The sequence below is a fragment of the Sporosarcina oncorhynchi genome (assembly GCF_033304615.1).
Classification (GTDB): domain Bacteria; phylum Bacillota; class Bacilli; order Bacillales_A; family Planococcaceae; genus Sporosarcina; species Sporosarcina oncorhynchi.
Window position 1 is genome coordinate 967,092 of record NZ_CP129118.1, and the last position, 19,408, is coordinate 986,499.

General features: G+C 43.3%; 18 protein-coding genes. 17 read left to right on the forward strand and 1 reads right to left on the reverse strand.

The genetic code is table 11. From position 1 onward, the window contains the following. The first annotated feature begins 100 nt into the window (after positions 1-100). A complete protein-coding gene (locus QWT69_RS04475; RefSeq protein ID WP_317969389.1) occupies positions 101-313 on the forward strand; it encodes a hypothetical protein in 213 nt (70 codons plus the stop codon). Between the two features lie 137 nt (positions 314-450). Continuing rightward, positions 451-1,152 carry a gamma-glutamyl-gamma-aminobutyrate hydrolase family protein gene (locus tag QWT69_RS04480; RefSeq protein WP_317969391.1) on the forward strand — a complete coding sequence of 234 codons (702 nt, stop codon included), beginning with the start codon at positions 451-453 and terminating at the stop codon, positions 1,150-1,152. A gap of 69 nt (positions 1,153-1,221) precedes the next feature. Here QWT69_RS04480 and QWT69_RS04485 read toward each other — a convergent pair whose 3' ends face one another. Next, positions 1,222-3,201 (reverse strand): methyl-accepting chemotaxis protein, encoded by a 1,980-nt coding sequence (locus QWT69_RS04485; RefSeq protein ID WP_317969393.1) that lies wholly within the window; start codon positions 3,199-3,201, stop codon positions 1,222-1,224. Between the two features lie 268 nt (positions 3,202-3,469). On the opposite strand from QWT69_RS04485, the gene flaG reads away from it, so the two are divergent. The 15 genes from flaG (at position 3,470) to QWT69_RS04560 (ending at position 19,404) form a co-directional block, all read left to right on the forward strand. After that, the gene (gene flaG, locus QWT69_RS04490; protein ID WP_317969395.1) at positions 3,470-3,847 is read left to right on the forward strand and encodes a flagellar protein FlaG; all 378 of its coding nucleotides are present in this window, start codon (positions 3,470-3,472) and stop codon (positions 3,845-3,847) included. Between the two features lie 15 nt (positions 3,848-3,862). Further along, positions 3,863-5,380: a flagellar filament capping protein FliD gene (fliD, locus tag QWT69_RS04495; RefSeq protein ID WP_317969397.1), complete on the forward strand. Its 1,518-nt coding sequence runs from the start codon at positions 3,863-3,865 to the stop codon at positions 5,378-5,380. Between the two features lie 46 nt (positions 5,381-5,426). Further along, entirely contained in the window at positions 5,427-5,828 is a 402-nt protein-coding gene (gene fliS, locus QWT69_RS04500) for a flagellar export chaperone FliS (RefSeq protein WP_317969399.1), read from the forward strand. After that, entirely contained in the window at positions 5,825-6,178 is a 354-nt protein-coding gene (gene fliT / locus QWT69_RS04505) for a flagellar protein FliT (RefSeq protein ID WP_317969401.1), read from the forward strand. Before fliS ends, fliT begins: the two co-directional genes overlap by 4 nt. A gap of 156 nt (positions 6,179-6,334) precedes the next feature. Then, on the forward strand, positions 6,335-7,816 hold the full coding sequence (locus QWT69_RS04510) for a methyl-accepting chemotaxis protein (RefSeq protein WP_317969403.1): 1,482 nt from the start codon (positions 6,335-6,337) through the stop codon (positions 7,814-7,816). A gap of 57 nt (positions 7,817-7,873) precedes the next feature. Continuing rightward, positions 7,874-8,251 (forward strand): PilZ domain-containing protein, encoded by a 378-nt coding sequence (locus QWT69_RS04515; protein ID WP_317969405.1) that lies wholly within the window; start codon positions 7,874-7,876, stop codon positions 8,249-8,251. Between the two features lie 130 nt (positions 8,252-8,381). Further along, positions 8,382-8,951 (forward strand): ribosome hibernation-promoting factor, HPF/YfiA family, encoded by a 570-nt coding sequence (hpf, locus tag QWT69_RS04520; protein WP_317969407.1) that lies wholly within the window; start codon positions 8,382-8,384, stop codon positions 8,949-8,951. A 163-nt stretch (positions 8,952-9,114) separates the two neighbouring features. Beyond that, positions 9,115-11,622 carry a preprotein translocase subunit SecA gene (secA, locus tag QWT69_RS04525; RefSeq protein ID WP_317969408.1) on the forward strand — a complete coding sequence of 836 codons (2,508 nt, stop codon included), beginning with the start codon at positions 9,115-9,117 and terminating at the stop codon, positions 11,620-11,622. A gap of 151 nt (positions 11,623-11,773) precedes the next feature. Next, a protein-coding gene (gene prfB / locus QWT69_RS04530) for a peptide chain release factor 2 (protein WP_317970906.1) occupies positions 11,774-12,875 on the forward strand; the annotation gives its coding sequence in 2 pieces (ribosomal slippage) (positions 11,774-11,845 and positions 11,847-12,875; 1,101 coding nt in all). A 232-nt stretch (positions 12,876-13,107) separates the two neighbouring features. After that, the gene (gene cccB, locus QWT69_RS04535; RefSeq protein ID WP_317969409.1) at positions 13,108-13,440 is read left to right on the forward strand and encodes a cytochrome c551; all 333 of its coding nucleotides are present in this window, start codon (positions 13,108-13,110) and stop codon (positions 13,438-13,440) included. 1,552 nt (positions 13,441-14,992) lie between these two features. After that, entirely contained in the window at positions 14,993-15,679 is a 687-nt protein-coding gene (gene ftsE / locus QWT69_RS04540; RefSeq protein WP_317969412.1) for a cell division ATP-binding protein FtsE, read from the forward strand. Further along, complete coding sequence (gene ftsX, locus QWT69_RS04545; RefSeq protein WP_317969419.1) at positions 15,669-16,553, forward strand: permease-like cell division protein FtsX; 885 nt, start codon at positions 15,669-15,671, stop codon at positions 16,551-16,553. Before ftsE ends, ftsX begins: the two co-directional genes overlap by 11 nt. A gap of 98 nt (positions 16,554-16,651) precedes the next feature. After that, entirely contained in the window at positions 16,652-17,965 is a 1,314-nt protein-coding gene (locus tag QWT69_RS04550) for a murein hydrolase activator EnvC family protein (protein ID WP_317969421.1), read from the forward strand. Between the two features lie 187 nt (positions 17,966-18,152). After that, positions 18,153-18,815, forward strand: coding sequence for a hypothetical protein (locus QWT69_RS04555; RefSeq protein ID WP_317969423.1), 663 nt, complete (start codon positions 18,153-18,155; stop codon positions 18,813-18,815). After that, positions 18,808-19,404 carry a peroxiredoxin family protein gene (locus QWT69_RS04560; protein WP_317969425.1) on the forward strand — a complete coding sequence of 199 codons (597 nt, stop codon included), beginning with the start codon at positions 18,808-18,810 and terminating at the stop codon, positions 19,402-19,404. The genes QWT69_RS04555 and QWT69_RS04560 overlap by 8 nt, the downstream gene beginning before the upstream one ends. Positions 19,405-19,408 lie beyond the last annotated feature (4 nt).

Here is a 19,408-nt window from a genome sequence, read left to right on the forward strand (position 1 = left end):
TAATAATGAAAAAAATGTCGAATGAAACAGAATGAATGATGAAATGAGACATCCTAGAACAAAAAAATAGAAGGAAATCTTATTGAAAGGAGCCGTTGAAATGGAAAAAGAAGATGCAATCATCCAAGCAATGATGGAACTGTCTGCTCAACTGAAAGAGTTAAAGTCGGATATGACAACAGGGTTTGCAGAAGTAAGAGCAGATATCGCAAAACTGGATGACAAAATTGAAACAGTCGATGCGAAAGTGGACGTATTGTCGCAAAGTCTTATCAGAACCCAGGCAGATGTACTTCGCTTGAAAAGAGCCTAATCGTACAAAACTTTCACCATTCGTATACGATATGCGGATGGTATTTTTTGTTTTTAAATAAATTGCTTAAATTTTCTAATGGTTTACAATATGAGTACAAAGAAACGCAGTAACTCAATCCAAAAGGGGGAAAATGTTTGAAACCGATTATCGGCGTTACGACGGATGTGGATGATGCTGGGTCCCAGTTTACGAGACTCGCATATATTGAAGCTGTGCAAAAAGCGGGTGGGGTACCGATTATCCTGCCAACAGGAAATGACGAGGATGTTGAGCAGATTTGTGGGTTGTTGGACGGTTTACTGCTGACAGGTGGAGGAGATGTGGATCCCTCTCATTTCAATGAAAATCCAAATCCGAAACTTGGGGATGTGACGCCCGAACGCGATAGCATCGAATTGTTGCTGGCGAGTCATATGTTGAAAGCTGACAAACCGATTTTAGGCATTTGCCGCGGCATGCAACTGTTGAATATCCATTTTGGCGGAACGGTGTATCAGGACCTTGATTCACAATATGGCGATACGCTAATCAAGCATAGCCAAAAAGCAAGGAGTGAATTTCCGACGCACAACGTAATTGTGAAACCGCAGACGAAGTACCATTCAATCGTTAATGAAAACAGCATTCGTGTGAATTCATATCACCATCAAGGGCTTAAAGACATCGGTGGTCCGCTTATTGTTTCGGGCGAAGCACCAGATGGAGTTGCTGAAGTAATTGAAAGTACTGAACACGCATTTGTCATTGGACTACAATGGCATCCCGAGTTATTGCTTAAGAAGCAAGATCCGAACTCGGCGAAGTTATTTGAAGCATTTATAGACGCTTGTAATTGATTGGGAAACTATAGACAGTGAATAAAAAACACGCCCGCACTGGAATACTCCTGGCGGGCGTGTTGCTATTTATATCTTGAATTGATTGATTGTGCTTGTCAGTTCTTCACTCAAATCAGTTAGTGTTTCTGCTGCTTCCGTCACCGATTGGATTGCGCGTAATTGTTCCTCAGTGGAGGCACTCACTTCTTCACAGGCAGCTGCCGTCTGTTGTGATGTTGCTGCCATCGTCCGAACAATCATTGCGACGTCATCTTTATTCTGTGTCACATGTGTAATTTCCGTAATGATTGCATTGATGGACGACTGCATCTCATTCATTAGACTGGATAGTTCTGCAAATGATGCTTCTGTCTCTTCAACGACATCTCCTTGCGTACGGAAAGTGTCAATCGTTTCATTCATCTCGGTTGTAACAAGTTTAGATTCCTCCTGCAATTCTAGCACAGTCAACTTTACGTCTTCCGTAGCATTCGCTGATTGTTCCGCAAGCTTTCGGACTTCATCGGCGACGACCGCAAATCCTTTGCCGTGTTCACCTGCGCGAGCTGCTTCGATACTAGCGTTCAATGCAAGGAGATTCGTCTGGGCAGAAATTTCCGTGATTGTCTCCATAACACTGCCAATCGCTTTGACTTTATCGCTAAGCACTATAATCGCTTCGCTCATCGATCTTAATTTTGAACCGGAAGTGGTAAATGTCTCTTTCAATTCCGTCATCTGTTTCTGACTAGATGCGTTCATTGAACTTGTCCGTTTCGCGATATCGGACATATGATCCGCCTTGCTGTTCATATCATTAATCTGATCGCCGAGCTGTTCTGTCATTTCGGCAACGTTCTCTGAGTCTTCAGCGGATTGTGAGGCACCTTCAGCAATTTCTGTCACCGCATGGGCAACTTGTGAGCTAGATGCATTTGTTTCTTCCGCGACAGCGCTCAAGTTTTCAGAGTTGGTGCGGACGTTAACGGCGGATTCACTAACTACCGCAATAATCCCTTTCATATTGGTAATCATTTTATTAAAGTTATCACCAAGCTGACCAATCTCGTCGTTTGTTTTAATATCCGAATGGACTGTTAAATCACCAGTCGCAACTGAATCCATGAGACTCTTCAGTGTTCCAATCGGTTTAATCAGTCGGGAGATGACGTAATACATTGTTGCTGTAATGACAACGAGCGTAATCAATGAAATAATCAGCATTGAATTACGAATTTGAGAGGCCATACCCATTAGCTTGTCTTTCTCATAGACAGCTGCTACTTTCCATCCGAAATCGGGTAAAGTTGTATATACATCAATTTTCGTTGTACCATCTTCATCGAATTCTACATACCCTTTTTCATTCTCGAAAATTTTCTGGATATGAGGGAACTGCAACATATCTTCTCCATTATGTAACGGATGGGCTAATGCCAAGCCAGTATCGTTAATTAGAATTGTATAGCCATCAAAAGGTAGTGCGTTGGCGTTTAGTTCACTAGTCAACTTTGTTAGGAGAACATCTACACCGACAACACCGATGAGCTTTCCATTTTTAATGACTGCTTTAGATGCGGTTATAACAAATTCGCCTGTCGTATGATCGATGTAAGGTTGGGACCATTGAACTTGGTCAGGCGATGATTTGGCGTTTATATACCATTCCCTCGCTAAAGCATCAAGGCCCGTGACATCAGCAGAAGGGGAAATGACAGTATGATTGGTCGCTGTAGAATAAAATACGCCTGAGGCTTCAGGGTAAATTTTCAGGAACTCTTCAAGTTCTGCAGACAGAGCTTTTTCCTGGGGACTGTTCGACTTTTGACCAGTGTAATCAGGAAGTTTTTCAGACTTAGAAAAAAGTTCGATTCCCGTCGAGTATTGTTCGAAGAAGTTTTCAATCGACACCGCTGTTTGTTCAGCTGTCGCTTGGCTCATGTTGACGACACGTTCAAGTGAACGTTTCTTCACTTGGTCGTTCGTCATAAATGCCATTAAGGAAATACCTATTAGAAATAGTACGACTGTTGTAAGAATTATCTTTGTCCGTATAGATTTAAACATATACATACACTTCCTTCCGTTTTATATGTTGTACTATTATTAACTTCGGTAAAATGAAAGGAGTGTTTAGTACTATATAAACGTTTGTAATAACTTTATTACTTCGGATTAATAGTTTGGTAATTTATAGTAAATAGTAATGAAAAAAGAATGAAAATTGAATAGTGATTCATTCCTAACGGAAATTTTTCCACTTTTCCTTAACTCCGCTATTGACAAGCCGATAATAAACATAACGGAGTTCTCAATTACAGGGAGGTTTGGGATTATGGTTGGACGCATCGGGGGAAACACGGCTTCACCGCAAATTAGCGGAAGCAGTGAAAGCGCGGCACCTGTTAACGAGTTTGTTGTTGCAGAAATAAAACCTGTGACAACGCAAACGCAACAGCAGACGCAACAAGGGGAAGAAAAACAGCTGCCGGTTGAAAAAGCGAAACAGATGACCGATAGTATGAATAAGTTCTTGGAAAGCGTCAACACACAACTACGTTTCAAATTACATGATGAACTAAACGAATATTACGTAGCAATCGTAGACTCAACTACAAACGAAGTCGTCCGAGAAATTCCATCAAAGAAACTGATGGACATCCATGCAGCCATGAAGGAATTTGTCGGACTACTCATCGATCGTAAAATCTAAGGAGGACGAATAACTATGCGCATAGGCGGATTAGCAACAGGAATGGATACAGAAAATATCATTAAAGATATGATGCAGGCACATCGTATACCATTAGATAAAATCACACAGAAAAAACAATACCTCCAATGGCAACTCGATGATTATCGCAAAACGAACCGCAATCTAAGAGACACAGGCTATAAAGTTACGGATACGGTTGGTAAACAGGCTACATTTATGCAAAAGACGATGAATATCTCAAATCCGGATGCTGTGGGGATTAAGGCTACTAGTGCTACTGGGGAGTTTTCTGGGTCGATTGAAGTTACGAAATTGGCTACACAAGCTGCCAGACAAGGAAATTCATTCTTTGTAAGTGAAACGGATAAAAGAATCGTGGTTAATGGAAAAGAGTTCACGGCAACAGAATTTGAAAATGCAACGCTAAAAGACCTGGGTATTGATGGGAAGTCTGCTATATCAATAAATGCCCCAGGCACTAAAGAGGCAGTAAACTTAGAATTCGAAGACTCAGCAACGTTGAAGTCAGTTTTAGCAGATATAAATAAGAAAACAGGTGTATCGGCATTTTTTGACTCTGGTAGTGGTAAAATTGCGGTTAGTGCAAAAAATACTGGAGCAGGAAATATTGAGATTGTTGGCGGTCAGGGCGGTTTAAATGACTTAGCTGCTGGTCTAAAACTTGACGCTGCAATAACTCCTGGAAATAGCCAATCAGGTAGCGATGCGATATTTACTTTTAACGGACTTACAACAGAACGTTCTTCAAACACATTCACAATCAATGGTTTCGAAATTAACCTTAAACAAGCTAACTCTGGCCCGGTAACATTCAACTCCGCTCCAGACGTCGACAAAGTCATGGAGTCCGTCGTCAAATTTGTTGACGATTACAACAAGATGATTGAAGAGTTGCATGCGAAAATTAAAGAACCTGTTTACCGTAACTTCCAGCCGCTTTCCGATGAGCAAAAGAAAGATATGAAAGAAAAAGAGATTGAGCTTTGGGAAGAGAAGGCAATGAGTGGTACGCTCCGCAATGATCCTACGATTGCTAGTATGCTGACAAAAATGCGTCAGATGATGAGTGAGAAAACAGATGGAACTGAATACTCATTAAAAGATATTGGTATCACACCAATCAAAGATTTCAAAGAGAATGGTAAGCTTGAAATTAATGAAACTGAATTACGAAAAGCTATTTCAGAAAATCCGAATATGGTATCTGATATATTTACCAAGTCGGCTAGTGACACAGAAAAAGGCGGAATCGCTATCCAATTCCGTAAGACAATCGATGAAACAAATAAAGTCATCTCTACTAAAGCCGGTAGTACGGGATCTGTCAGCGACAGCTTCACACTTGGTCGTACGATGAAAGGCTTTGAGAAACAAATCGAACGCTTCGAAGAACGTTTGAAAGTGACGGAAAATCGTTATTGGAAACAGTTCACAGCAATGGAAAACGCAATTCAACGTGCAAACGCTCAATCTGCAAGTCTTATGAGTGCTTTAGGCGGCGGAATGTAAGACTCGAACCGGTCGCAGCAATCCATAAAAAGGAGATATGCAACTAATGGCAATAAACAACCCTTATGCAACGTACCAGAATAACTCGGTGAATACGTCGACTCCTGGCGAGTTGACGCTCATGTTATATAACGGATGCTTGAAATTCATCCAACAGGCGAAACGCGCTTTGGAACAAGGCAGTATTGAAGAAAAGAATACCTACACACAAAAAGCACAAGCAATTGTCACTGAACTGATGGTTACGTTGGATCAGTCCCAAGCTGTATCCAAAGAGATGATGATTCTTTATGAATTCGTCAATAACCGTTTGCTGGATGGCAACATTAAAGGCGATGCGGGCCTATATGATGAAGCGTCAGAAATTATTACGGAATTCCGCGATACATGGAAGCAAGTGATTCAAATCAACCGCACAAAAATGTACGGGAATATGGATGAAGTATGATTCGCCCCGCTTTAGTCCGTTGGTATGAAATCGTTCAGCAGTTGTTGACGGCTACCAAACAGACAGATGAAGAGCAACGGGATGCTATTATCGAAAAAATCGATGGCATGCTTGATGAACGTGATCAGTTGCAACAGGAGATTCAAGCCCCCTTCACGCCTGAAGAGGAAGTATTGGGAAAGCAACTTGTGCTGCTTGAAAAGCAGGTCGTTCAATCCCTTGATGCGTATATGAACTTGATTCGTACGAATATAAATGATTCCAAGTCTAAAAAAGAACATGTGAAAACGTATATGAATCCTTATGGTAAAGTGGCGCGCGACGGTACTTTTTACGATACGAAACAATAAGTGAGCCGGCCAATCAATGGTCGGTTTTTTTATCATTCATAGGTGAATGACTATTCACAAAAGTGACTAAAGTACCTGTACTAATTTACTATTAATGGTACACTGAATTTATAGATAAATAGGATGAGATTGTTTATTTACAAAGGGGGCTTACAAATGCAACAAGTACATGTGGAAAAACTAATGCACGAGCAATTTGCGAAGAAAAACTTTATTCTGTTTCTCACGCTTGGGGGATCTTGTTTAATCGGCACAATTTTCTATTTCGCAACGGGTCAAGGAATGATGAAGTCAATTAGTATGATGATTCCAGTTATTACGTCCGTCGTTTTTTATGCTTTAGCAAAGAAACTGTTGATTTTCGAGAAAACATTTCCCTATATCATTCTTGCATTCACCGCAGGAGCTGCTATTTTTAATGGAGTTTTTGGTGATCCATCGATTGCCACCGCAGGTATTGCTTTCTTCATTTTAGGGATAGCGAGTGTACATGCTTCCGTAGGGGTTCTTTCTTATGGATTCGTACTTTCCATGGGTGTCATTTTCGTGTTTCTAACAAGGTATCCGTATCAGGAACAAATTGCATCCAGCAAGGGATCCCTAGTATTGCCGCTTGTTCTATTAGGTGTTGGTTTACTCATCCAAATTAGACAGACAAGGAAACTTGAAGCGCAAGTGAACAGCTCCACGCAGGAGCAAGTGGAGCGGGCCATCAAGGAAGAGCAAAAACATAGTAACTTGACGGCAGAAGTTGAGCATGTCGCTGAAGATTTAAGCACAATCGGTTATACGGCAGAACGTCATCTGGATTCCCAGAAAGAACTTCTTGGCATTATGGATGCACTTGCCACAGGTGATGAACAGGAAGCCGCTCAAATCGGAAAAATTGCGCACAATGCTGAAAGTGCCCGTGCGGATGCAGCCAAGTTGAGAGATGATGTCAAGTTAATGTATACCGAAGCGGATGAACTGCGGACAGGCTCCGAAAAGATTGTTGGTCTAATGCGCAATTCCCGGATGGGCATGGTCGAAGTCGAGGAGCTGTTATCAGAGTTGAGCGGCTCATTTGGGGCTTTAACGCAAAACATCGAGCAGACGAATGCACTTGCGACATCGATCGCGACCATTACAGAACAGACGAATTTATTAGCTTTGAATGCTTCTATTGAGGCCGCACGTGCAGGCGTACACGGAAAAGGTTTTGCAGTCGTAGCAGAAGAAATTCGGAAACTTGCAAATATGACTGCAGAAACGTTGGCGAAAATTAATAGTAATTTGAATGATGTAAACAGGATGAACGACCAATCCCGGACTAATTTATTGGCAAGTACCGGAAAATTGAAAAAACAAGGTGAGATGACTGCGGAAGCGGAAAGTAGGGTAGACAATATGCATAGGACGTTAAGTGGCCTGCATGCAAAATTCGAACTGTTCGAATCCAAAATGATTGTCATTGCGGATGAAACAGCCGATATCGGGGAAATGACCGGAACCTTTGCAGATTTGCTATCGCAGTCGAGTGCATCGCTTGAAGAAGTGAATGCGACAGTGCATACGACAGTTGCGGATAACGAGCAAATCGTTCAGACACTTGAAGGCACAATCAAACGAACGAAAGCATTGGCTGAAGTTCGATAAAACTGGTTGTGTTTGGTATACTTAAAGCAAGAAAAGGAATAATGTGAGGTGGGAGCAATGCAGTACAAGCGTCATGAATATTTCAGGTATGAATTTGACCATCAACTGGAAGCCACGTTACAGGTTTTATTGACAGATGGCTCAGGCGAATCGAATCCTGGAACATGCAACCTGCTGGATATTAGTCCGGGCGGCACGAAAGTGTCTACCGAATTCAATCTACCCGAAACGCGGGGACCACTACAATTGCGACTCATTTTTACGCTATTTGAACAACCATTGACAATTGAAGGTGAGATTGCATGGAAGAAACCGGTTTCCGATGGATTTCAATACGGAATCGATTTCATTGAAGATCCTTCCATTGAGAAATTGATTGTCGGCGAATTAAAATTGCGCAGGCAACGCGAAGCGGAAGAGAAGGCTGGCAAGTGAAACTGAATTGAACTAACGTGATTTATTCGTCACATTTCGACAAGATTTTAATTTTCCTTCGAATAAAAGAAGGAGATTGAAATAGATTTGTAGAAGAAGACAGTATCGGTTAATTAAAGGAGGAGTTCATATGCTAGATTTTAACATCCGAGGGGAAAACCTTGAGGTAACTCCAGCAATTCGTGAGTACGTCGAGAAGAAAGTCCAAAAACTCGAAAGGTACTTCACAGAGGGCGCTAATGCTACTGCCCACGTAAACTTGAAAGTGTATAACGACCGACAGACGAAAGTGGAAGTTACAATTCCAATGAAAAATTTGACACTTCGTGCTGAAGAGCGTCACGATGACATGTATGCAGCTGTTGATTTAATCGTCGATAAGCTCGAACGTCAAATTCGTAAATACAAAACGAGAGTGAATCGCAAGTTCCGCGAGCGTGAAGGCGTTGCAGCTTTCCTTCAGTCTGTTGAAAAGGAAATGAGCAGTCAGGAAGACACGCCGAATGATGACAGCGAGTTTGAAGTTGTCCGTACGAAGCAGTTTGACTTGAAGCCGATGGATCAGGAAGAAGCGATTCTGCAGATGAATATGCTTGGACACAACTTCTTCATCTTCACAGATGCTGAATCTGACGGTACACATATCGTCTACAAACGTAAAGACGGTAAATATGGTCTAATCGAAACTGAATCAATTTAAGGTACATCCCCCGGAGAAATCCGGGGGTTTTATTTATTTTGGATGCATTTCTTCTTTTTATCCAAAAAATCTCATCTTTTCATCGATAAAAGGCACCGACTATTTGCACCGCGCTTTTTACAATGGTAAAATGAAGGGTGAACTTAATGAGGATGTGACTTATATGCTTGGCGTATTGAATAAAATGTTTGATCCGAATAAAAGAGATTTGAAACGTCTAGAGAAAATTGCAGACAAGGTCGAGGCATTAAGCACCGAAATGGAGCAGCTGGCGGATGAACAGCTGAAAGCCAAAACAGCTGAACTCCAGGATCGTGTAGCCAATGGCGAGACGTTGGATGATATACAACATGAAGCGTTTGCAGTCGTACGAGAAGCTTCACGACGTGTTCTCGGCATGTACCCATTCCGCGTCCAGTTGATGGGTGCAGCGGCTTTGCATGAAGGGAATATCGCGGAAATGAAGACCGGTGAAGGGAAGACGCTGACGTCGACGCTGTCGGTTTATTTGAATGCGCTTGAAGGTAAAGGCGTCCATGTCGTGACGGTCAACGAATACTTGGCGAGCCGTGACGCAACGGAAATGAGCGAGTTATTCGAATTCCTTGGCATGAATGTTGGCCTGAACTTGAACAGTCTATCGAAAGAAGAAAAGCGTGAAGCGTATGCAGCGGATATTACGTATACGACGAACAATGAACTCGGGTTTGATTACTTGCGTGACAATATGGTGCTCTACGAAGAGCATAAAGTGCAACGACCATTGCATTATGCAGTCATTGACGAAGTCGACTCCATTTTGATTGATGAAGCACGGACACCACTTATCATTTCTGGACAGGCTGCGAAATCGGCAGAGCTTTACCGTCTGGCGAACCGATTCGTCATGACGATGAAAAAGGAAGACGATTATTCGTATGATGAATCAACAAAAGGCGTCGTGCTGACAGAAGCGGGAATTGAGAAAGCGGAGAAAGCGTTCAGCATCGATAACTTGTTTGATTTGAAGCATGTCACGTTGAACCATGCCATTAACCAATCATTGAAAGCGCATGCGAGTATGCATATCGATGTCGATTATGTCGTCCAAGAGGGCGAAGTGGTGATCGTCGATTCATTCACTGGGCGTTTAATGAAAGGTCGTCGTTACAGCGACGGTTTGCACCAGGCTATCGAAGCGAAAGAAGGCCTGGAAGTTCAGAATGAAACGATGACACTTGCAACAATCACTTTCCAGAACTTCTTCCGGATGTATGACAAGTTATCCGGTATGACGGGTACGGCGAAGACGGAAGAGGAAGAGTTCCGCAATATTTACAATATGAATGTCATCGCTATTCCGACGAACCGTCCAATTGCTCGTGACGACCGTCCGGATTTGATTTATTCATCAATGGAAGGTAAATATAAAGCGGTTGCTGAAGATATCAGAGAACGTCATAAGAAGGGGCAGCCCGTGCTTGTTGGTACGGTTGCAATCGAGACGTCAGAAATTATTTCGAATTTCTTGAAGAAATACGGCATTCCGCATGATGTATTGAACGCGAAAAATCATGGTCGTGAAGCGGAAATTATATTAGGTGCTGGACAAAAAGGTGCCGTGACGATCGCTACGAACATGGCAGGTCGTGGTACGGACATCAAGCTTGGTGAAGGTGTACAAGATGTCGGCGGACTCGCGGTCATCGGTACGGAACGTCATGAATCACGCCGGATAGATAATCAGTTGCGTGGACGTTCAGGTCGTCAAGGAGACGATGGCGTGACGCAGTTCTACTTGTCTCTTGAAGATGAGTTGATGCGCCGTTTTGGTTCTGAGCAGATGAAGGGCATGATGACGAAACTTGGCATGGATGATACGACACCGATCCAGTCAAAAATGGTCTCGCGTTCTGTTGAATCGGCACAGAAACGTGTCGAAGGGAATAACTTCGACTCGCGTAAACGTTTGCTTCAATATGACGATGTGTTACGTCAACAGCGCGAAATTATTTATAAAGAACGTAATGAAATATTGGGCTCTGAAAATATCCGTGAAGTGCTAGAAGGCATGTTGACAAATGTCATTGCACGCGTTGTAGCAACGCATGCGCCTGATGAGACGGATAAGGAATGGAAATTGAAGGGGCTTGAAGACTTCCTTGGCGCGAACCTTTTACCTGAAGGTGTCATTACGGTTGCCGAGATGGAAGGTAAATCGGAAGAGGAATTAAATAAATTGATTCACGAAGCGGTCATTGCACGATATAATGAGAAGGAAGCTGAAATGTCCGATGAGCGGATGCGTGAATTCGAGAAAGTCGTTCTGCTCCGTGCCATCGATTCGAAGTGGACCGATCATATCGATGCGATGGATCAATTGCGTCACGGAATACATTTGCGTGCTTACGGTCAGACTGACCCATTACGGGCCTATCAGTCTGAAGGCTTTGCGATGTTCGAAGAAATGGTGACGTCGATTGAAAATGACGCGTCGAAATATGTCATGAAAGCTGAAATCCGCAACAACCTCGAGCGTGAGGAAGTCGCGAAAGGGCAAGCCGTTAACCCGAAAGAAGACGGTGAAAAAGTGACGAAAAAGCCGGTGCGCCGTGCAGTTAATATTGGACGTAACGATCCGTGTCCATGCGGCAGCGGTAAGAAATATAAGAATTGTCACGGCAAAGATTGACGGCCGTGTTAAGATAACATGTACTAAACTTTCCGTCAGTGGTCGCCTATATTCGATGCTCCCAACGCTTCGCTTGTAGGCGCAAAAGCCATTCGTCGTAACGGTTTTAGCTGATGGAATTTCACTTTATTCTCAGGAGGAAACAACTATGATGGAATTATCCGATGTGCGTAACGAGCTCGACAAAACAGCTAAGAAATTAGCGGACTTTAGGGGGTCTCTTTGACTTAGAAAACAAAGAGGCACGAATCCAAGAGTTAGACGAAGTAATGCTGGAACCGGGATTCTGGGATAGCCAGGAATCTGCCCAAAAAGTCATTTCTGAATCAAATGCATTAAAAGATACGGTCGGCGAATATAACGAGCTGAATGATGCACAGGAAAACCTGGAGATGACGTTGGAGCTTCTTCGCGAGGAGAATGACGAAGAGTTACAACAAGATCTTTTTGCAGAGTTGAAGGAATTCAAGAAGAAGATGGAAGACTTCGATTTGCAAATGCTATTGAGCGACGAATATGACCGCAACAATGCTGTGCTTGAAATTCATTCAGGTGCTGGTGGTACGGAATCACAGGACTGGGCATCTATGCTGTTGCGGATGTATACACGCTGGTCTGAACACCAAGGCTTCAAAGTGGAAACACTTGACTATCAGGCAGGGGACGAAGCTGGCGTGAAATCCGTTACGCTTTCGATTAAAGGCCATAATGCATACGGTTATTTGAAAGCGGAAAAAGGCGTACATCGTCTCGTTCGTATTTCTCCGTTTGATTCATCGGGCAGACGCCATACGTCATTCTCATCCATTGAAGTAATGCCGGAATTTGACGGCGATGTCGATATCGATTTGAAGATGGAAGATGTCAAAATCGATACGTACCGTTCAAGCGGTGCGGGTGGACAGCACGTCAATACGACGGATTCAGCGGTTCGTATGACGCATATTCCGACCGGCGCGATTGTTACGTGTCAGACGGAACGTTCACAGATTAAAAACCGTGAGCGGGCCATCAATTTATTGAAAGCGAAAATTTATCAAATCCGCGTCGAAGAAGAGGAAGCACGTCTTCTCGAAATCCGTGGAGATCAGAAAGAAATCGGTTGGGGAAGCCAGATCCGTTCGTACGTGTTCCACCCTTATTCCATGGTAAAAGATCACCGGACGAATGAGGAAACAGGAAACGTCGGTGCAGTTATGGACGGCGAAATCGATCAATTCATCAATGCCTTTTTACGATCACGTATTGATTGATAAAAAAAGCGCACTTCGGTGTGCTTTTTTTCTTTTGGATGTTTCAAAAAAATATATATGTGTATAGTAAGGTGTAAAGGTTTATCGGATAGAGGTTTGCTTAAGTAGGGATTTTTTTATCGAATTGTCATCAATTTGATAAAATTGGTTACCTTCTTCAGCAGTGTACCTTTCCTTTCCTTTGGTATACTAAGGGATGTAGCACATTACTTAATGACAGGAGGAAACGAACATGAAAAGCAAATTATTAGCAGTTGTCTTCGGTGCGACACTTGTACTTGGTGCATGTGGCGGCGGTGGCGACAAAACAACTGATTCCGGTGCAGGGGATTCAGCAAACGGCATTGATGCAGACAAAGTCTACCAGGCTAACTGTGCAACTTGTCACGGTGGTAACCTTGAAGGACGTGGAAATGCTCCAGCACTAGCTAACATCGGAGCTGAACTTTCTGAATCTGAAATCCACACAATCATCGAAGAAGGTCTACCAGGCGGAATGCCAGGAAATCTTATCCAAGGTGACGATCTAGATGCAGTAGCGAAATGGTTGTCTGAAAAGAAATAATTCGATTGACTGAATAACGCAATAGGCGCTAGATGCCTGTTGCGTTTTTTTATGTTTGTTGGACGATTTGTGTTTTGTTGTGAGGGTTCTACGTTTCGATGCGCTCGCTCTACGTTTCGATACGGCGCGTCTACGTTGTGTTGCACGTTCTACGTTTCGTTGCGAAGCCCCTATGTTTCGTTACGCTCGCTCTACGTTTCGATACGGGTCGTCTACGTTGTGTTGCGCGTTCTACGTTTCGTTGCGAAGCCCCTATGTTTCGATACGCTCGCTCTACGTTTCGATACGGGGCGTTTACGTTGTGTTGCGCGTTCTACGTTTCGTTGCGAAGCCCCTATGTTTCGATACGCTCATCCTACGTTTCGATACGGAGCGTCTACGTTGTGTTGCGCGTTCTACGTTTCGTTGCGAAGCCCCTACGTTTCGTTACGCCCGTCTTACGTTTCGATACGGTGCGTCTACGTTGTGTTGCCCGCTCTACGTTTCTTTGCGAAGCCTCTACGTTTCGTTACGCCCGTCTTACGTTTCGATACGGTGCGTTTACGTTGTGTTGCGACTTCTACGTTTCGTTGCGAAGCCTCTACGTTTCGTTACGAACCCTCTATGTTTCGTTACGCCCGTCCTACGTTTCGATACGGTGCGTTTACGTTGTGTTGCGACTTCTACGTTTCGTTGCGAAGCCTCTACGTTTCGTTACGAACCCTCTATGTTTCGTTACGCCCGTCCTACGTTTCGATACGGGGCGTTTACGTTGTGTTGCGCGTTCTACGTTTCGTTGCGAAGCCCCTATGTTTCGATACGCTCATCCTACGTTTCGATACGGAGCGTCTACGTTGTGTTGCGCGTTCTACGTTTCGTTGCGAAGCCCCTACGTTTCGTTACGCCCGTCTTACGTTTCGATACGGTGCGTCTACGTTGTGTTGCCCGCTCTACGTTTCTTTGCGAAGCCTCTACGTTTCGTTACGCCCGTCTTACGTTTCGATACGGTGCGTCTACGTTGTGTTGCCCGCTCTACGTTTCTTTGCGAAGCCTCTACGTTTCGTTACGCCCGTCTTACGTTTCGATACGGTGCGTTTACGTTGTGTTGCGACTTCTATGTTTCGTTGCGAAGCCTCTACGTTTCGTTACGAACCCTCTATGTTTCGTTACGCCCGTCCTACGTTTCGATCCGGTGCGTTTACGTTGTGTTGCGACTTCTACGTTTCGTTGCGAAGCCCCTACGTTTCGTTGCGAAGCCTCTACCTTTCGATACGCTCGCTCTACGTTGAGTTGCGCGTTCTTCTTTCCAATTTCCCCCTTGGATTTGATTACCAATTGCTATATTGCAAAAACATTACACATCACCCTTCCGATTTTAATCCAACTCACATATCACAATTGCACTAATGTCGAATACCATCGACTTATGTCGAAAAAACCGATAAATGTTATTCGAAAATAGCCCATCAAACCATTTGATACATAACTGTAATACTTAGCGGCTCATGTCGTGTTATAATGGGTCTGTCGGTGAAAAAAATAAGGAATACAATAATATTCAGGTGGTTTTTAAATGATTGTGATGAAAGATGTTTACAAGAAATACCCGAATGGGGTTGTTGCTGCAAACGGCATCAATGTCAAAATCGGCCGGGGCGAATTCGTGTATGTCGTTGGACCGAGCGGTGCGGGAAAGTCTACATTTATTAAAATGATGTACCGAGAAGAAACCCCGACAAGCGGCTCGATCATGATTAACAGCATTAATCTTGCGACGTTAAGAAGTAAGAGAGTTCCGTACTTGAGAAGGCAGATTGGTGTCGTCTTCCAGGATTTTAAACTATTACCGAAATTGAATGTTTACGAGAACGTCGCATTTGCGCTTGAAGTTATCGAAGAAACACCTAAGCAAATCCGCAAGAAAGTGAACGAAGTGCTTGCGCTTGTCGGATTGACACAAAAGGCTAGAATGTTCCCGAATGAATTATCAGGTGGCGAACAGCAACGTGTATCCATCGCGCGCTCAATCGTCAATTCGCCTAAGGTCGTCATCGCGGATGAACCTACTGGGAACTTGGATCCCGATACATCTTGGGATATTATGAATATTTTTGAACAGATCAATTCGCGCGGCACGACAATTGTCATGGCGACGCATAATAAGGAAATCGTCAATACAATCAGGCACCGTGTCATCGTTGTCGATGGCGGGATGATTACGAGAGACGAATACGAAGGGGTATACGGCTATGAAAGCTAGGACGTTGGGGCGGCACTTCAGAGAGAGCCTTAAGAGTCTCGGCCGAAACAGCTGGATGACGTTCGCCTCGGTCAGTGCTGTAACGGTTACATTATTACTCGTTGGTGTGTTCATCGTCATCATGATGAACTTGAACCAATTGGCTGACAATATTGAGAACGATGTTGAAATCAAAGTCATAACGGATCCTGCGGCGGATATTGAACAAGTGAAGCAGTTAGAAAATGAAGTGCGTGAAACCCCTGGTGTCGCGACAGTCATTTATTCATCACGTGATGCAGAATTGGACAAGATGATCAGTTCTTTCGGTGATGAATTGAACCTTTATAAGCAGAGCAATCCTTTAGGGGACGCGCTATATGTGAAAGCGGTTAACCCACATGAAACCGCCGAAGTGGCAGAAGAAATAAGTACATACGATAACATTTACCAAGTCGTTTACGGCGAAGGTAAAATTGAAAAACTGTTCAATGTGCTAACAATGAGCCGTAATATCGGATTGGCACTTATTTTGGCATTATTGTTCACAGCCATGTTCCTAATCTCTAATACGATCCGTCTGACAATCGTTGCGAGGGGCCGTGAAATCGAAATTATGAAACTTGTTGGTGCGACGAATAGCTTTGTTAGGATCCCGTTTGTACTTGAAGGGATCTGGCTTGGCGTGCTCGGTTCGCTAATTCCAATGGGTGTCATATCGTTCGCTTATTACGAACTGTATTCCCAATGGGAACCGAAATTGCAAAATGAATTATTCCAGTTGTTGAATGCTACACCTTTCATATTCCAAGTAAATGCCCTTCTTCTTTTCATGGGGGTGTTCATCGGTGTATGGGGCAGCTTCATGTCTGTACGGAAATTTCTTAGAGTCTGATCCGTTGCCTGAGAACGAAAAGGGGTGCTGTAGCCCCGTATCTGGCAATTTATTGATGAACCAGCCTGCGGCACTAGCATAAAGGGGGAAACAAGAAATTGAAGAAACGCAGATTAATCATGGCGAGTTTCGTCATCGTCCTGTTGTTATCTTCCGTAGTCGGTACTACGGGGGCATTGGCGAGCACGTTAAATGATCTGAAGAAAGAGCAGAAACAGAATGCTGATAAAAAGAGTAATTTGAAAACGTCTATTAAAAATAAAGACAACGCCATCAAGACGACTGAAACGGAAATTCAAAAGTTCCTTAATCAGATATCGAAGCTGAATAAAGAAATCGAAGAAACAAATGCCAATATGAACCGTGTTATCGATAAAATCAACAAAACGAATGATGAAATCGCTGAACTGCGTGAGTCCATCGAAATTTTGGAAAAGAAGATTGAAGAACGGGATGTCGTGCTTCGTGAACGTGTACGGGCAATGCAAGTAAAAGGCGGCCAAGTAAGTTACATTGACGTGCTCCTTGGCGCGAACAGTTTTGCGGATTTCATTGACCGTTTCTCAGCTGTGTCAACATTAATGGATGCAGACCGTGATATTATGCGTAAGCAGAAAGAAGATATCGAACAGCTTGAAACGGAGAAGGCGCTCGTCGAAAAGAAATTGGAAGAGTTGGAAGCTTCAAAAGCACAGCTTGAAAAATTAAAAGCGAATCTTGAATCGAAAAAAGTCGAGAAAGCTAAAGTCATCGACCAATTGGAAGCAGAACAGGATCGTCTGTCTAAAGAAAAGAGTCAATTGGAAGAAGACTTCCATGAAACGGTTGAAATCGAAGCTTCACTTGAAAAGAAAGTTATCGCTGAACAGAAACGAATTGCTGAAATTGCACGTAAAGAAGCCGAACGCAAAGAAGCTGAACGCAAGCGGAAAGCAAAAGAAGCAGCGGATCGTGCAGCTGCATCGAATCGACCAAGTGCTCTACCGGCAGTCTCGAATGGTTTCTGGACAAAGCCTGCAAGTGGACGCTATTCATCTTCGTTCGGTTGGCGAATGCATCCAATCTATAAAACCCCACGTCAACACCGTGGGGCGGATATCGCGGCTCCAATTGGAACGACAGTTGTTGCTGCGGGTGATGGCGTAGTTAACTATGCAGGAACAATGGGCGGCTACGGCAATGTTATTATGATCAGTCATTATAATAATGGTCAGACGTTCACAACTGTTTATGCGCATCTTTCTTCTATCAATGTTAGCGTTGGACAAGTTGTGGACAAAGGCAGTCGGATAGGGGCTACAGGTAATACAGGAGCATCTACCGGTCCGCATTTGCATTTTGAAATGCATATTGGCAACTGGACAGATTCCGGTCCAAGTGCGGTCAACCCTTTACGTTATGTTTCATTCTAATTAATCCAAGAAATCCGTCCTTTTATAGGGCGGATTTTTTTACAGCTTAATAGATTAGAAACGTATAAATATGTCATACATTTGAATGACTATTGAAAATTCCTGCCTACATGCGTGCATTTTTCTAGCAATTAAAGCGTTTATCCTATACCATAGCCCGTATATGGAAGTAAGGAGTTTGAGTGCAATGCCAGTAACAAATTATTATCATATCGCGAGTGTTACGATTCCGTCGACGTGGATTGCGCTCATTGTTGCGTGTGTTGCGGCATATATTGGCATTCGGATGAAATTCGGCAAAAGTCATGCGGAGCGATTTGGTGACGCCGTGTTTTATGTCATTATTATCTGGAAATTATCTGTCATCATTACCCAATTTGACACTGTTATCCATGCACCAATTTCCATTGTTTATTTTAATGGAGGGTTCGTTGGTTTCTGTCTCGGATTAGCTTTTGTTGCGTTTCGAACAGTGATGGATGTGCGTAAGGAAAAATTGGATGGGAAAGGACTCGTTGTTTTATTCACAGGAGCGGTTGTTGCATTGGCATTATTTCAAGTCATGATGGCTGTGTTAAATAATGGCGGTTCTTTCGTGAAAATCATTACTATCGTTGTCTTTCTCGCAGTCGCTATTGTTGTTTGGATCAGTGCAATGAAAGACGGTGAACAGTTCGTCCAGTTATCATGGTTAGTCATGGCGGCTCATACATTTGTCGCGGCTGTGCAACCGAAAGGTGTCTTCCAACCCGCACATATTGTAACGCTAGCAATCGGCTTGTTCTTCATCGTCTTGTTTACGAGAAAATCCAAATTTGTTTTAGAAAAACGGGGGAATTACAGTGAATAAAAAAGTGATTGGCTATATTATAGCTGCACTCGTTATCGGTTCGATGATCGCCATCATGGTGAATAATAATTTGAATAAGCCTGAACCCATCGATACAACAGGCATAATTGTCGGTACAGGTGGAGAAGCGTCTGCGGATGAAGAGTTAGAAGTTGGTCTTCTCCAAGGCAATCTGCCGCCTGATTTCGAACTGAACACGCTCGCTGGTGAGACTGTGAGACTGTCCGATTTAAAAGGAAAGAAAGTCGTGCTGAATTTCTGGGCGACATGGTGTCCTCCTTGTAAGGCGGAAATGCCACATATGGAGAAATATTATTCAAAAAATGCTGAGAAAGACAATGTGGAAATTCTATCTGTCAATTTGACAACTGGCGAAAACCGCGGTGTGAAAGCTGTTCAGGAATTTATTGATGCGTACGAACTTACTTTTACGATTCCACTGGATGAACAGGGAATCGTTGGAGATACCTATCAGGTGTACTCAATTCCGACAACATTTATGTTGAATACCGACGGCACGATTTCACAAAAAATCGTTGGGCCGATGGATGAATCGATTATGGAACAATTGGTCGAAGATTTATATTAATAAT

What these genes read in the sequence shown, in the direction of transcription:
- QWT69_RS04475 (WP_317969389.1), top strand. Translation starts at nt 101, where the DNA reads ATGGAAAAAGAAGATGCAATCATCCAAGCAATGATGGAACTGTCTGCT.
- QWT69_RS04485 (WP_317969393.1), bottom strand. Translation starts at nt 3,201, where the DNA reads ATGTTTAAATCTATACGGACAAAGATAATTCTTACAACAGTCGTACTA.
- flaG (WP_317969395.1), top strand. Translation starts at nt 3,470, where the DNA reads ATGGTTGGACGCATCGGGGGAAACACGGCTTCACCGCAAATTAGCGGA.
- fliD (WP_317969397.1), top strand. Translation starts at nt 3,863, where the DNA reads ATGCGCATAGGCGGATTAGCAACAGGAATGGATACAGAAAATATCATT.
- fliS (WP_317969399.1), top strand. Translation starts at nt 5,427, where the DNA reads ATGGCAATAAACAACCCTTATGCAACGTACCAGAATAACTCGGTGAAT.
- fliT (WP_317969401.1), top strand. Translation starts at nt 5,825, where the DNA reads ATGATTCGCCCCGCTTTAGTCCGTTGGTATGAAATCGTTCAGCAGTTG.
- QWT69_RS04510 (WP_317969403.1), top strand. Translation starts at nt 6,335, where the DNA reads ATGCAACAAGTACATGTGGAAAAACTAATGCACGAGCAATTTGCGAAG.
- QWT69_RS04515 (WP_317969405.1), top strand. Translation starts at nt 7,874, where the DNA reads ATGCAGTACAAGCGTCATGAATATTTCAGGTATGAATTTGACCATCAA.
- hpf (WP_317969407.1), top strand. Translation starts at nt 8,382, where the DNA reads ATGCTAGATTTTAACATCCGAGGGGAAAACCTTGAGGTAACTCCAGCA.
- secA (WP_317969408.1), top strand. Translation starts at nt 9,115, where the DNA reads ATGCTTGGCGTATTGAATAAAATGTTTGATCCGAATAAAAGAGATTTG.
- cccB (WP_317969409.1), top strand. Translation starts at nt 13,108, where the DNA reads ATGAAAAGCAAATTATTAGCAGTTGTCTTCGGTGCGACACTTGTACTT.
- ftsE (WP_317969412.1), top strand. Translation starts at nt 14,993, where the DNA reads ATGATTGTGATGAAAGATGTTTACAAGAAATACCCGAATGGGGTTGTT.
- ftsX (WP_317969419.1), top strand. Translation starts at nt 15,669, where the DNA reads ATGAAAGCTAGGACGTTGGGGCGGCACTTCAGAGAGAGCCTTAAGAGT.
- QWT69_RS04555 (WP_317969423.1), top strand. Translation starts at nt 18,153, where the DNA reads ATGCCAGTAACAAATTATTATCATATCGCGAGTGTTACGATTCCGTCG.